The 12,721-nt window shown below is 68.3% G+C and carries 13 protein-coding genes; 5 read left to right on the top strand and 8 right to left on the bottom strand.

Going from position 1 to position 12,721, the window contains the following annotated elements; genetic code table 11:
* Positions 1-559 (bottom strand): MFS transporter (locus tag AC5RV2_RS08780; RefSeq protein ID WP_494092036.1); only part of this gene is annotated, 559 nt, incomplete at its 3' end.
* 350 nt (positions 560-909) lie between these two features.
* Between AC5RV2_RS08780 and AC5RV2_RS08785 the strand changes: the two genes are divergently transcribed.
* Positions 910-2,583, top strand: a complete 1,674-nt coding sequence (locus AC5RV2_RS08785; protein ID WP_493969597.1) for a ribonuclease J — start codon at positions 910-912, stop codon at positions 2,581-2,583.
* A gap of 146 nt (positions 2,584-2,729) precedes the next feature.
* Here AC5RV2_RS08785 and AC5RV2_RS08790 read toward each other — a convergent pair whose 3' ends face one another.
* The 3 genes from AC5RV2_RS08790 to AC5RV2_RS08800 form a co-directional block, all read right to left on the bottom strand.
* Positions 2,730-3,479 (bottom strand): TMEM175 family protein, encoded by a 750-nt coding sequence (locus tag AC5RV2_RS08790; protein ID WP_494092037.1) that lies wholly within the window; start codon positions 3,477-3,479, stop codon positions 2,730-2,732.
* 157 nt (positions 3,480-3,636) lie between these two features.
* Entirely contained in the window at positions 3,637-4,641 is a 1,005-nt protein-coding gene (locus AC5RV2_RS08795; RefSeq protein ID WP_494092038.1) for a M14 family zinc carboxypeptidase, read from the bottom strand.
* A gap of 8 nt (positions 4,642-4,649) precedes the next feature.
* Positions 4,650-4,832 (bottom strand): hypothetical protein, encoded by a 183-nt coding sequence (locus AC5RV2_RS08800; RefSeq protein ID WP_494092039.1) that lies wholly within the window; start codon positions 4,830-4,832, stop codon positions 4,650-4,652.
* Between the two features lie 289 nt (positions 4,833-5,121).
* Between AC5RV2_RS08800 and AC5RV2_RS08805 the strand changes: the two genes are divergently transcribed.
* Positions 5,122-5,562: a helix-turn-helix transcriptional regulator gene (locus AC5RV2_RS08805; RefSeq protein WP_494092040.1), complete on the top strand. Its 441-nt coding sequence runs from the start codon at positions 5,122-5,124 to the stop codon at positions 5,560-5,562.
* A 9-nt stretch (positions 5,563-5,571) separates the two neighbouring features.
* Positions 5,572-5,976, top strand: coding sequence for a VOC family protein (locus AC5RV2_RS08810; protein ID WP_494068429.1), 405 nt, complete (start codon positions 5,572-5,574; stop codon positions 5,974-5,976).
* 86 nt (positions 5,977-6,062) lie between these two features.
* Here the strand turns inward: AC5RV2_RS08810 and AC5RV2_RS08815 are convergent, their stop codons facing one another.
* A complete protein-coding gene (locus tag AC5RV2_RS08815) occupies positions 6,063-6,707 on the bottom strand; it encodes a TetR/AcrR family transcriptional regulator (protein ID WP_494092041.1) in 645 nt (214 codons plus the stop codon).
* A gap of 98 nt (positions 6,708-6,805) precedes the next feature.
* On the opposite strand from AC5RV2_RS08815, the gene AC5RV2_RS08820 reads away from it, so the two are divergent.
* Positions 6,806-7,852 carry an agmatine deiminase family protein gene (locus AC5RV2_RS08820; protein ID WP_494092042.1) on the top strand — a complete coding sequence of 349 codons (1,047 nt, stop codon included), beginning with the start codon at positions 6,806-6,808 and terminating at the stop codon, positions 7,850-7,852.
* On the top strand, positions 7,849-9,567 hold the full coding sequence (locus AC5RV2_RS08825) for an amidase (RefSeq protein ID WP_494092043.1): 1,719 nt from the start codon (positions 7,849-7,851) through the stop codon (positions 9,565-9,567). Before AC5RV2_RS08820 ends, AC5RV2_RS08825 begins: the two co-directional genes overlap by 4 nt.
* Positions 9,568-9,625: 58 nt before the next feature.
* Here the strand turns inward: AC5RV2_RS08825 and AC5RV2_RS08830 are convergent, their stop codons facing one another.
* The 3 genes from AC5RV2_RS08830 to AC5RV2_RS08840 form a co-directional block, all read right to left on the bottom strand.
* Complete coding sequence (locus AC5RV2_RS08830; RefSeq protein ID WP_494092044.1) at positions 9,626-10,402, bottom strand: VOC family protein; 777 nt, start codon at positions 10,400-10,402, stop codon at positions 9,626-9,628.
* An 85-nt stretch (positions 10,403-10,487) separates the two neighbouring features.
* Complete coding sequence (locus AC5RV2_RS08835; protein WP_494092045.1) at positions 10,488-10,802, bottom strand: hypothetical protein; 315 nt, start codon at positions 10,800-10,802, stop codon at positions 10,488-10,490.
* A gap of 740 nt (positions 10,803-11,542) precedes the next feature.
* On the bottom strand, positions 11,543-12,721 hold a 1,179-nt coding region (locus AC5RV2_RS08840), incomplete at its 5' end, for an ABC transporter substrate-binding protein (RefSeq protein ID WP_494092046.1).

The following is a 12,721-nucleotide window of genomic DNA, read 5'->3' on the forward strand; positions in this document are numbered from 1 at the left end:
CGCCCGGCCCGGGTGCCAACGCCGCGCGCCGTCGCCGCGCCGTCGGCAGCCAATAGACGAGGCCGAGGACGGCCAAAACACCCCAGGCCGCCAGTGCCCACCGCCATCCGACGAGCGCGGCGAGCGGTGCGGTGCCCAGCAGGGTCGCCATGGACCCGACGTTCATCGTGGCCGAGTAGACGCCGGTGACAGCGGAAACGCGGTTCCAGGGCACGTCGCGGCGGATCAGCACCGGAGCCACGATGTTGCCAAGCGTAAGTGCCGCGCCGATGATTGCCGTGCCTGCAAGCACCGCCGATACCGGGCCCAAGGAGCGGATGACGGTTCCGGCCAGGACGCCGGCCAGGCACAGCACCACGGTGGCTTCCGGGCCCCAGCGCCGGATCGTATGCGTCGCCAGGGGAGTGGCCAGCGCGAAGAGCAGCACCGGCAGGCCCGTGAGCAGGCCCGCCCCCGCGGCAGACAAGCCGGTGTCGGCGCGGATGTCCCCGACGACGGCGGTCGGCGCGATGATCGGTGCACGCAGGCTTAGAGCCAGGATGGCGATGCCCAGAATCACCCACGGCAACGCCGGCCGGGAGGCGAATGCGCGGACCGTGGCTGGCTCCTTCGGGTCGTGTGGGGGCAGGGTGAAATCCTCCCAGCCACCCTAGCCGAAGCGATCCTCGCCTCCGTTGATGACTTACTCGGAGTACGCCGGCGCCGTCATTATTCACGGCAGGCCTGGACTGGGGCGGGATTCCTTCTGCCCGGTGGTAAAGTCGGGAGAAGTATGCTTTCCGTCCGCACCCGCTGCGCGGAACGCCGTCGAAGCGCCTCGGGCGCATCGGCCACCTAAGACTTCAGTGCCGGCAACTCCGGCTTCGGGCGTTGATGCCCGGCAACACACCGCACTATAGATCGGAATCCATGAACACCAAGCCGTTGCAAACTCCTCCGAAACTCGCCAAGGACGCCTTGCGCATAGTCCCCTTGGGCGGACTGGGCGAAATCGGCCGGAACATGACGGTGTTCGAGTTCGGCGGCAAGCTGCTGATCGTGGACTGCGGCGTCTTGTTCCCCGAGGAGCAGCACCCGGGCGTGGACCTGATCCTGCCCGACTTCTCCTACATCCGCGAACGCCTCAACGACGTCGTCGGCATTGTCCTCACCCACGGGCACGAGGATCACATTGGCGGCGTGCCGTACCTGCTGAAGGAACGCGCCGACATCCCCGTGATCTCCGCGAAGCTGACGCTGGCCTTCGTGAAGACCAAGCTGCAGGAACACCGCCTGAACGCCAAGATGGTGCAGGTCAAGGAGGGCGACCGGAAGAAATTCGGTCCGTTCGACCTGGAATTCCTGGCCGTCAACCACTCCATTCCGGACGGGCTGGCCGTGGCCATCCGGACCGGGGCCGGGCTGGTGCTGGCAACCGGCGACTTTAAGATGGACCAGTTCCCGCTGGACCGCCGGATCACCGACCTGGCCGGGTTCGCGCGGCTGGGCGACGAGGGCGTGGACCTGTTCCTGCCGGATTCCACCAACGCCGAAGTTCCCGGTTTCCTCGCGGCCGAGGCCGATCTGGTGCCGGCCATCGATACGGTCATGCGCACCGCCCCGCGCCGCGTGATCGTCTCCAGTTTCGCCAGTCACGTGCACCGCATCCAGCAGGTCATCGACGTGGCACACAAGTACGGCCGCAAGGTCGCCTTCGTGGGCCGGTCCATGGTGCGCAACATGACGACGGCGCGCGAGCTCGGCTACCTGAACATCCCGCGCGGGGTGCTGGTGGACTTCAAGGAACTAGAGAAGCTGCCGCCCACCAAGGCCGTGCTGATCTGCACCGGCTCCCAGGGCGAGCCGATGGCGGCGCTGGCCCGCATGGCCGGCGGCGACCACATGATTGACCTGACCGAAGGCGACACCGTGCTGCTGGCGTCCTCGCTGGTGCCGGGCAACGAATCCTCCATCTACCGACTGATCAACGACCTGACCAAGCGCGGTGCCAACGTGGTGCACAAGGGCAACGCGAAGGTCCACGTCTCCGGCCACGCCTCCGCCGGCGAGCTGGTCTACTGCTACAACCTGGTCCGCCCGAAGAACGTGCTGCCCGTCCACGGCGAGCACCGCCACCTGAAGGCCAATGCCGAACTGGCCGTCCGCACCGGCGTGGACCCGAAGCGCGCGCTGATCGGCGAAGACGGCATAGTGGTGGACCTGAAAGACGGCGTGGCCCGGGTTTCCGGCCAGATCGCCGCCGACTACGTCTACGTGGAGAACATGGTGGCCGGCGCGGCCACCGAAGCCTCCCTGCAGGACCGGCTCCGGCTGGCCGAAGACGGCGCCGTCACCGCGCTGCTGATCGTCAACCCGGACACCGGGCGGCTGGAGGAAGAGCCGGAGTTCTTCCCGGTCGGCTTCGCCCCGGCGGTCGAGCAGCTGGAGAAGGCCACCGGCATCGTGGAGAAGACGCTGATGCAACTGCGCGGCGACAAGACCGGTCCGGACGCCGAGAAGGCGATCGCCCAGGCCCTGATCCGCTGGTCCGACCGCGCGCTGCGGCGCAAGCCCGTGGTCACGGTCATCATCGTGGAGGCGTAACCGGCCCGTTCGCCACAGCGAAGAAGCCGGGAGGGACGGACACGGGCGCAAGCCCGTCCGTCCCTCCACCTTTTAAGGAGCGCTCCTGCCTCCCGCTCACTGGCCGAGGGGCGGCGGGTTCCGCTGCACCGTGTAGGAATTCATGGTCACCGGCGCACCCTCAGCCGTGAACCAGCCGTCGGCCGCCGGCTTCCCCGCGCGGCGAGCCTGCCCGAAAGCGGCCCCAGCACTATGAGCGAGGCCCAGGTGAGCTTTCCCGCCGTCCCGCCCGCGGCGAAGGCCACCGGAATCGACAAGGCGAAAACCAGCGGCGGGACGAGGGAATCGAGCACGAACGCCCGATGCTGCCTGCGGTTCATCGGCTCGATCTCGAGACGGTTCCTGCGGGCAATCTCGAACATGGCCAGCTGTGCCAGGGCAGCCAGGGCAAGGTTGGCAGCGTACAGCACGGTCGAGAGTGCCAAGGACGATGTCTCGGGGTCGCTGATGCCCTGCGTGGTGAACGGAATCAGGATGACGAATGAGGCAGCCACCAGGTTCGCCGTCGTCGTTGCGGAATCAAGAGCCGCGAGCCGTTTAATCAGGCGGAGGTTCATCCGCCAGAACACGGCGATCACCACGAAGCTCAGGGCGAAACCGGCAAGCTGATGCACCAGGCCGGAGCGTGCCAGCGACCGGAGGTCCTGCCACGCCTCCGCCGACGGAGCATCCAGGTTGGTGATCAGCAGCGTGATGGCGAATCCGTAAATGACGTCGTAAAAGCCGATGCCTCGGTCAAATTCGCTGGACTCCCGGGCCAACATGGCGGAGTTTCGCTCCGGCTGCTCGGAACGTTCCGCGGAATCTTTGGGACGCGCGCCGTGTGCGGGCGGTTCGCCGTCCCGGGGTTGTGCCACGGGATCAGCGTGGCGCAACCGTGGACGCATGGCAATGGGCGTTGCGAAGGCGGCGCACCCCTGGGTCGGGAACGCTGCCCGCTGGCGTGCGCACCGCCGTCGTTGGTGGCGCAGTGGCGCAGCGCCGGAAACGCTACGCCACTGCTGGCGAGGCCGGCTACGGGACGGGGATGGTCCCGGCGTAGTCGGTGTTGTAGCCGGTGACCGGCTGATGCGGGATCTCCTCCCAGCGGTCGGCGTCCTCCTGCTGGACTTCGCCGGTGGCCAGGCCCAGCAGCAGTTCCTTCATGGCGAGCAGGTTCTGCCTGACGCTCTTGCCCCGGGCCTTCTGGCCGAGGCTGCCGTCCGACGTGTTGCCGGACGTCTCGAAGAAGACCACGGGGTTGGAGTGGCCCTCCGGGTTCAGGCCCTGATAGTCCAGGCCCAGCATCATCGCCGAGGACACGCCGCCCTTGATGTCGATCTCCAGGCCGTTGCCCACCTGGTAGCGGTCCATGTTGATGGAACCGTATTTGGAGAGTTCGTCGTAGACATGGACGAGCATCTGGCGGGTGACTTCGTCGTAGGCCCCGCCTTCGATTCCGGGCAGGGTCGGGCCGCCCGGGGCGAGCGAGATGCCCAGCGACAGCGTGACATCGTCGCCGGTGCCCCATTCCTTCTTCAGGCCCTGGTGGTGGATGTCCACGGCATAGGCAGGCTTCACGTCGGTCCAGTACTCGTAGAAGGCCAGCGACTCGTCGGCCACGAATCCGTTGGGCGTCCAGTCCCGGTTCAGGTCGATCCGCTGTTCCCGCCCGTTGGCGCCGAACTCCGGCAGATCGGCGGCCTGGTCCCAGAGCACGGTGTGGCGGATGTTGGCCTCTGACCCGTCCGGGTTGTACTTCGGGATGAAGTGGAAGGTGAACTTCTCGCGCAGCAGCTGATAGTCCGCCGAACCGTTGGTGCCCAGGTCCTTCAGCAGCGCCAGGATCGACTCGGTGCCGTAAGGTTCGTTGCCGTGGATGCGGCCCTGGATCCACACGTGCTCGGCGCCGGTGCCGACGGTGGCCACCCAGAGGTCGCGGCCCTGCTCGGACTTGTTGACCTGCGTGCCGGCCTCCTCGATCGTGAAGGCGTCCACACCGAAGCGGCTGTTCTTTTCCAGCTTCTGCAGCTCCTTCACCAGGTCTCCTAGGTCAGAATGCTGGCGGTACTGGTGTTGCCCTCGGGAGAGGGGAAGTTGGCATCCGCAAGAACAGGGGTTGCGGCGCTGAACGGAATGACGACGGCGAGGGCCGCCGCAGCGGCCAGGCTGCGGTAGCGCCGGGGCTTGGGCGAGCTGACGTTGATGCTGCTCTTGGGCTGGTGCTTCACTGCATGTCCTCCACAGGTTGAGCGATTCATGCGCCAGCGCAGCCGGCTACTGCGGCTGCGCTGGCGGGGTCGGCAGCTCGAGGGAACTGCCGGTAACGAGACGCTAGCCGGGGGGCCCGGGATTGCGCCAGAGTGGAGGGGCGGATGGCGGACTGTCACCCGGTATTTGCCAGCCGCGACGTCCAACGGCACCGACATGGCTGTCATCCGGGGGCCGGGAAAGCACGCGGCGGCCGGTGCAGCCGCCGCCCGGCTACCCGCCGATCCGGGCAGGGGATAACCTCAACGTGTGACTCCTGAGGAGCTGGCCAATCTGGTGCATCTGCGCCGGGCGCGGGACCTGATCGACCGGGACTTTGCCCGGCCGCTGGATGTGCCGACGATGGCGGCGAAGGCGCTGATGTCGCCGGCGCATTTTTCGCGCCGGTTCAAGGCCGCCTACGGGGAGACGCCCTACAACTACCTGATGACCCGCCGGATTGAGCGCGCAATGGCGCTGCTGCGCTCCGGCGCGAGCGTCACGGACGCGTGCATGGAGGTGGGCTGTACGTCGCTGGGATCGTTCAGCACGCGGTTCAGCCAGCTGGTGGGCGAAACCCCCAGCGCCTATCGGGCCCGGGAGCATCCGGCGGCGGAGGCCATGCCGCCGTGCATCGCGAAGCTGCTCACCCGGCCGGTGGACCCGAGATCGAGCAGGATCGAAGAAGCGGCCGCGCCGGCCCGGGCGTAGCTTGGCCGCATGACTATTTCACTTCAGTACTGCAACATCACGGTGAACGATCCTGCGGAATCCATCCCGTTCTACCGGGACGGCCTGGGGCTCGAGGTCCGCAACGACGTCGCCAACGACGGCTTCCACTGGATCACCATGGGCAGTCCCGACCAGCCCGAACTGGAGCTGGTGTTGTCCGCACCCCACGCCGGTCGCTCGCAGGCCGACGGCGACCAGCTGCAGGAGCTGCTGGTCAAGGGCGTACTGCCCATGCTCGTGTTCCGCACGGATGACCTGGACGCCGCCTTCGAACGGCTGGTGTCCATCGGGGCCGAGGTCCTGCAGGAGCCCATGGACCAGCCGTGGGGACCGCGCGACTGCGCCGTCCGGGACCCCTCGGGCAACATGATCCGCATCAACCAAAACAAGTGAACCGAACCCCAAAATAACGACGGCGGCCGCTCACCTGCCAAGGCGCGCGGCCGCCGTCGTCCCGCACCTTGGCATGCGTCCGCGCGTCACTTGTCCGCGCCGGGCGCCGGGTGGGGCAACAGCGACGACGGCGCCGCTCCGACCATCACTTCCACGGCGCGGGCGAGGTGGGTGTGCCGGTCGCTGACCCCGTTCCAGCGCACCAGGCCCTGGGCATTCAGCCCGTCGATCATGCCCAGAACCTGCCAGGCCACTGTTTCCGCGTCCGGCGTGGTGAACTCGCCGGCGGCGACGCCCGCCTCGAGCAGCTCCCGGATTACCGCCTGCCACGCGTCCATCTGGGCGCGCACGCTGACTGCCAGCGCCTCGTTCCGGCGGCCCAGGGACCACGCTTCCACCCACACCGCCGTCACATCCAGCCGGCGGTCGTCCAGGAGCGTGTCGAGCAGCAGCCCAAGGCCCTGCTGCGGGGTGGGCCTGGCCGCCACCATGGCCGACACCTCATCGATTTCCGCGGCCACGATGGACGTGAAGGCGCCGGCCACCAGGGCATCGATGGCGGGGTGGTAGTGCGCCACCAGGCCAGGGGCCACCCCGGCCCTGCCCGCCACGTTGCGCAGGGTGATCGCGGCAAGGCCTTGCTCGAGCCCGATGGCCCGGGCCGCTTCGGCGATTTCCGCGGCGCGCTCGGCGGGCGCCTTCCGCGCGGTGCGTTTGGGTGTGCTTGACATCACAGAACAGTCTAGAGTAATTTCGCTGCATTATTGATCATGCGATCAACAAGGCGGGGCGGGCGGCCCTTCCTGTTCCTCACGAGACGGAGGCCTCTGTGGCTTGGAGAATGCCGGCGGAAACCGATCCGCACGAGCGCACCTGGATGGCGTTCCCGCGGGCCGGCCTGACGCTGGGCGCGGACGCGGCGTCGGCCGAGGAGGCGTACGGCGCCTGGGCCGCGGTGGCACACGCCGTCGCGGAGTTTGAACCGGTTGCCATGGTGGTGGACCCGACGGAGCGGGAGCGCGCCGGCCGCATGCTGGACAGCGGAATCGACCGGCACGAGGCGCCGCTGGATGAGTTCTGGATGCGGGACATCGGCCCGACCTTCGTGGTCGACGACGAACGGCCGGACGTCCTCGGAGCGGTGGACTGGACCTTCAACGGCTGGGGCGCGCCGGCCTGGGCCGAGTGGGAGAAGAGCCGCGGCATCGGAAGCTTCGTCGCCGCGCAGGCCGGCGCCGAACTCATCCCCTCCCTGCTGGTGAACGAGGGCGGCGCCATCCACGTCGACGGCGAGGGCACCGTGCTGGTGACCGAAACCGTGCAGCTCGACCCCGATCGGAATCCGTATGCGGACAAGGGGCGGGTGGAAGCGGAACTGGCCCGCACGCTGGGCGCCACCCATGCGGTGTGGGTGCCCCGGGGGCTGACCCGTGACTACGAGGACCTGGGCACGCGCGGGCACATAGACATGGTGGCCGCGCTGCCCTCGCCCGGACGGATCCTGCTGCATATGCAAAACAACCCGGCACACCCCGACTTCGAGGTCAGCCGGTCGCTGCGCTCCTTTCTCGAGACCCAGGTCGACGCGGCGGGCAAGCCGTTCGACCTCGTCGAACTGCCCGCCCCGGACACCCTCGAGGACGGCGAGGGATTCGTCGACTGGAGCTACGTCAACCACCTGGTGGTCAACGGCGGTGTCATCGCCTGCGGCTACGGCGAGGAACGCGCCGACGCGCTGGCAGCCGAAATCCTCGCCGCGGCCTACCCCGGCCGCCGCGTGGTCACGGTGGACGCGCGGCCGATACTGGCCCGCGGCGGCGGGATCCACTGCATCACGCAGCAGCAACCCAGGCTCGGCGCGAAGGCGGCAGCATGAGCCGGTACGACGTGGTGGAGGCCTCGATTGCCCAGCTGCGCGAGGCGCTGCACACGGGGCAGGCGACCAGCGAGGAACTCACGCACGCCTACCTGGAACGCATCGCCGCCTACGACCACGGCGGCATCCGGCTGAACGCCGTCGTCGTCATGAATCCCGAGGCGCTCGCGGCCGCCCGCGCTTCCGACCGGCGGCGTTCGCGCGGAGAAACCCTGGGACCGCTGGACGGCATCCCCTATACGGCCAAGGACAGCTACCTGGCCGAAGGCCTCACCGCCGCCGCGGGCTCGCCCGCCTTTGAGCACCTGGTGGCCCGGCGCGACGCGTTCGCCATCGAACGGCTGCGCGCGGCAGGGGCAGTGCTCCTGGGCCTCACCAACATGCCGCCGATGGCGAACGGGGGCATGCAGCGCGGTCTATACGGGCGCGCCGAAAGCCCCTACAACGCCGACTTCCTGACGGCCGCCTTCGGTTCCGGCTCATCCAACGGCTCCGGAACCGCGACGGCGGCAAGCTTCGGCGCCTTCGGCCTCGGCGAGGAAACCTGGTCCAGCGGCAGGGCGCCCGCGTCGAACAACGCGTTGTGTGCCTACACCCCGTCGCGCGGGATCATCTCGGTGCGGGGCAACTGGCCGCTGGTTCCCACCATGGACGTGGTGGTGCCGCACACCCGGACCATGGCCGACCTGCTGGAAGTGCTGGACGTGGTCGTGGCGGACGACCCCGAAACCCGCGGCGACTTCTGGCGCCTGCAGCCCTGGGTGCCCCTCCCCGCCGCCTCGTCGGTCCGGCCCGCCTCCTACCCGGCGCTGGCGCCCCGCGGACTGCAGCAGGCACGCGACGCGCTGCGCGGAAAACGGTTCGGCGTGCCCCGCATGTACATCAACGCCGACCCCGATGCCGGCACCGGCGAAGACCCCGGCATCGGCGGTGCCACCGGGCAGCGGATCGAGACCCGGGCCTCCGTCATCGAGCTGTGGAAAGCGGCCCGCCGGGACCTCGAGGCCGCGGGCGCGGAGGTGGTTCCCGTGGATTTCCCGGTCGTCTCCAACTACGAGGGCGACCGGCCCGGCGCCCCGAAAATCGCCACCCGGGGCCTGGTCAGCCCGGAGTACCTGCGGCGGGAGATGATGGATCTCTCGGCGTGGGCCTGGGACGACTTCCTCGCCGCCAACGGGGACCCGGCGTTTCGGACCCTGGCCGACGTGGACGGGTCGAAGATTTTTCCGCATCCTCCCGGAGCCCTGCCGGACCCCTTCGACGATTTCGACGACATCGCCGCCTATCCGGCGCACGTGCGGGAACACGGCGTGGCCTCGTTCACCGAGATCCCCCACCTGGAGGAGGGGCTGCGGGGGCTCGAGGAAACCCGCCGGGTGGACCTGGAGGCCTGGCTGGACCACCACGCGCTGGACGCCGTCGTCTTCCCGGCGGTGGCGGACATCGGCCCCGCGGACATGGACGTCAACCAGGCCTCGGCAGACCTAGGCTGGCGCAACGGCGTCTGGGTGGCCAACGGGAACCTCGTCCCGCGCCACCTGGGCATTCCCACCGTCACCGTGCCCATGGGCACGACGGTGGACATCGGCATGCCCGTGGGACTCACCTTCGCGGGGCGGGCCTACGACGACAACGCCCTGCTGGCCGTGGCGGCCGCCTTCGAGGCGACCGGCGCCCGCCGCACGGAGCCGCCCCGGACCCCGCGGCTGGGCTGACGGCCGGACCGGCCCCCGAGGGGGGCCTCCACGTGATGGGCGGGCCGCCATCCCGAGGCTATGCGTGCGGCAGTTCCTGGACCACGAGGAACATGGCGCCGGTCGGGTCGGTCAGGGTGGCGACGCGGCCGAAGGACGTGTCTTCGGCGGGCTGGACCACGCTCCCGCCCAGGGCCGCGGCCTTTTCGACGGCCGCGTCGGCGTTCTCGACGGCGAAGTAGATGCGCCAGTGCGCCGGCACGCCCTCGGGCAGCCAGGCCCCGGCGTCCATGATGCCGGCCGCCGCGGTGTCGCCGGAGCCGAGCGTGGTGTAGCGGAACTCGTCGGTGTCGCTCATGACGTCGGTGTCCCAGCCGAATACGTCCTGGTAGAACTTCACGGTGGCGGGGTAGTCGCGGGTGAAGAGTTCGTGCCAGGCGGGGGAGCCAGGCTCGGCGGCCAGCTCGTAGCCGGTATGCCCGGCGAATTCCCAGAGGCCGACGGCGGCCCCTCCGGGGTCGGCGAGCATGCCCATCTTGCCCTGTTCGGGAACCTCCATCGGCTCAACGTAGACCTGGCCGCCGTGGGCCGCGGCAATGCTGGTGGTGGTGTCGATGTCGTCCACGCGCAGGTAGGTGGTCCACGTGTCAGGGGTGCCGGCCTGCTGGCTCTGCATGATGCCCGCAACGGCATGGCCGTCCTTGAAGGCCATGATGTAGCCGCCGTACTTCTCCTGGTCGCCGGTCTCATAGGTCCAGCCGAAAAGCTCCGTATAGAACTGCTTGGCTCGCTCCGGATCGGAGGTCATCAGGTCCACCCAGCAGGGTGCACCGGGTGCGAGGGTGGGCTTGGGCATGGCTGGCTCCTGTTCAAAGGGTGGGTGGTGGAGACAAGCGCGAGCCTACTCGGGGGCCGACTGCGGCGGCAACGAATTTAGCGGCCTAGGCGCTCTTAGCGTTTCGGATATATTGCGGTCGGCGCCGGTGGGGGCTGCCGCCCATCCTGTCCCACAGGACCATCACCGCCGCCACCGGGCCCAGTACAGGGATCAGTAGCGCCGCGGCTGTGAGGCCGATCCGGATGAAGGGTCGCCCCCTTCCGGCGACTGTCAGCACGAGAAGTGCACTCAAGAGGTGGACTGTACCGACCGCGATGAGGGTTCCCACGAGCGTTTGGCCGACCAGTTGCATCGCGTAGTTCAGTTGCCCCACGGGGTCCTCGGGGATGGAAGTAGCCACCGCATCCATTCCGTTCATAAGCATCCTCTCCTGACTCGGTCTGGCCACAGAAGGGAGTCACGCTCGGTACCCGCGGTGCCCTGTCGACTGCTCGGCGTGGACGGGTCACACCTGGGGGTACCGGGCACATCGCTGCGTTTGCCGGTGGCGCTCAGGCAGGCAGGGCCAAGCGGTCGAACTCCCAGCGGGCTTGGCTGCCCGGGTGATTCATCCGTCGGCACAAGCACTGCTTAGTGGGACGCAGTCCTTGCCCGAGGCTGCCGCAAGAAACCCCTGGGATGCGCCAGCCCGACTCCGTTGAATTCTGGACCAACTTCCTCGCCGCTTGGCCCCTTGTGCTGTCCAAATACTGTGCCTGGTGCATCGCCCGGCGACAGTTGCGCCAGGAACGCGGCTTCGAAGGGCGTTCTGAATCGCTTCTCCGACCGTGTCCGCATCAGCGCTTCATCAAGGGGTCCAAACTGATTCTGAGAGAAGCTAACCGCCAATCAATACTCCTTTTCGACAAATTCAAGCGTTCGTCCAAGAACGTGTTGGATGCATACCAAAATTCGTTCAGCGCCCGGTTCTTCCACGCCGGGCGGGACACCACAAGCCTACCCAAACTAGTTTGGTTAGGCAAACCGAATTTATGCATATCGCATGTACGCCGCGCCACCGTTGAACGGGAAACGCCCTGCCCGTGGCGTGTCCTGTTCAGCGGAGAGGTGACCGGCCGCCGGAGACGGCCGGCGCTGTCCCGGCGCACCGGAATTGCGTTAAGGCGCGTAGGACTCCGCCGGCACGTACCCCTCGCCCGTGTGCTCCTGGACCTGGACCTCGGAGATCGGGGCCATGGTGGTGGTGGTGTCCACGCTCAGGCCGTCGAGCAACAGCGGCGGCTCAAAGTCCTTGACGTTGCGGACCGCTTCCATCAGCGCCTCGTGGGTCGGCTCGGCCATGTTCTTGAACGCCTCCTCGAGGGTGGCCGCGGTGGCGTAGCCCCAGAGGCAGTGCGGGATGATCTGGTCGGCGGTATCCGGGGCGTACTCCTCGATGTCGGCCAGGAACTGCTTCACTTCCTCGTCGTCGGTCTGCGTGGGTTGCTTAGTGAAGCCGGTGCTGTACACGTTCGGGAAGGCGCTGGCATTGCCCGGTTCCAGCACGTCCCGCTCGTTGGCGGCCACGGCCGCCAGGAAGATGGACGGGGTCCAGCCGAGGTCCTGCGCCCGGACCATCGACGACGCCGTCAGCGCCGGCACCGTGTTGGCCGAGAAGAAGACGTCGGCCTCGCTGTCCGCCAGCTGGGCCATCTGCGCGTCCACGGTCGGGTCGCCCGGTTCGAACGTGGCCCGCTGGACGATCTCCACCTCCGAGCCTTTGATGGCGTCCTCGAGCCCGGCGACGAACTCGTTGCCGGCGTCGTCGTTCTGTTCCAGCACGGCGACGGTGACGGCCGTGCCGGAGTCCACCAGGAACTTGCCGAACGAGTTGCCTTCGGCGTAGTAGGTGGGCATCCAGCCGATGGTCCACGGGTTGGCCTCGGGGTCTTCGCTGAACACCGAGTCTCCGGAGGCCACGAACACCTGCGGGAACTCTTCCTCGGTGGCCACCGGCATGACGGCCAGGTTGGTGCGGGTGCCCAGGCCGTTGACGTTGGCGAAGACGCCCTCGGCAATCATCTGCCGGAAGTTCGCCACGGCGCGGCCGGGATCGTAGGCGTCGTCGTACGCCTTGAGTTCCACGGTGCGCGTCTTGCCGTCGCCGAATTCCACGCCGCCGTCGGCATTGGCCGCGCCGAAGTAGGCCTCCATGCCCGCGACCAGGCAGCTGCCCGGCGCGCCGGCCACACCGCTGAGCGAGGTGGTGCTGCCGAGCAGGATGCTGGTGTCGGTGATGCCCTGCTCGGCTCCGCCGCCGCCCTCCGTAGCGCCCGGGCTGCCCTCGGGCGAGTTGCC

Source organism: Arthrobacter sp. Y3225116 (genome assembly GCF_059091245.1).

Coding starts and splice junctions, on each gene's coding strand:
- AC5RV2_RS08810 (WP_494068429.1), top strand. CDS start 5,572: ATGACTATTTCACTTCAGTACTGCAACATCACGGTGAACGATCCTGCG.
- AC5RV2_RS08815 (WP_494092041.1), bottom strand. CDS start 6,707: ATGTCAAGCACACCCAAACGCACCGCGCGGAAGGCGCCCGCCGAGCGC.
- AC5RV2_RS08785 (WP_493969597.1), top strand. CDS start 910: ATGAACACCAAGCCGTTGCAAACTCCTCCGAAACTCGCCAAGGACGCC.
- AC5RV2_RS08830 (WP_494092044.1), bottom strand. CDS start 10,402: ATGCCCAAGCCCACCCTCGCACCCGGTGCACCCTGCTGGGTGGACCTG.
- AC5RV2_RS08825 (WP_494092043.1), top strand. CDS start 7,849: ATGAGCCGGTACGACGTGGTGGAGGCCTCGATTGCCCAGCTGCGCGAG.
- AC5RV2_RS08835 (WP_494092045.1), bottom strand. CDS start 10,802: ATGAACGGAATGGATGCGGTGGCTACTTCCATCCCCGAGGACCCCGTG.